The sequence below is a fragment of the Idiomarina sp. Sol25 genome, from assembly GCF_033052775.1.
In the GTDB taxonomy this organism is placed as follows: domain Bacteria; phylum Pseudomonadota; class Gammaproteobacteria; order Enterobacterales; family Alteromonadaceae; genus Idiomarina.
Genome location: NZ_JAUPEW010000242.1, coordinates 1 through 237, shown reverse-complemented (window position 1 = coordinate 237; position 237 = coordinate 1). Strand labels below are relative to the sequence as shown.

The 237-nt window shown below is 71.7% G+C and carries 1 protein-coding gene; it reads right to left on the bottom strand.

Annotated elements, in window-relative coordinates; all coding sequences use genetic code 11:
* Positions 1–237, bottom strand: a 237-nt coding sequence (locus Q5L94_RS14140) for a hypothetical protein (protein ID WP_317498980.1), incomplete at both ends; no start/stop codon positions are given.

The following is a 237-nucleotide window of genomic DNA, read 5'->3' as shown; positions in this document are numbered from 1 at the left end:
CTGACAGCAGCTCGACCAGGCTATCCGGCGGTCGTGCGGTCAGCGTGACAGGGTCGAGGTGCGAGGCGGAATAGCTGCGCTCCAACTCGCCCTGCACGCTGGTGCCCCGGCGGCCGGTCACGATCACGTCGGGACCGATGACCGGGTCCGGCGGAGGGGCGGCATGGGGGATGAGGGAGGAGGGGGCATGGCGCGGCATCGGTCCCTCGGCACGCACCACGATGCCGCCTGCGATCC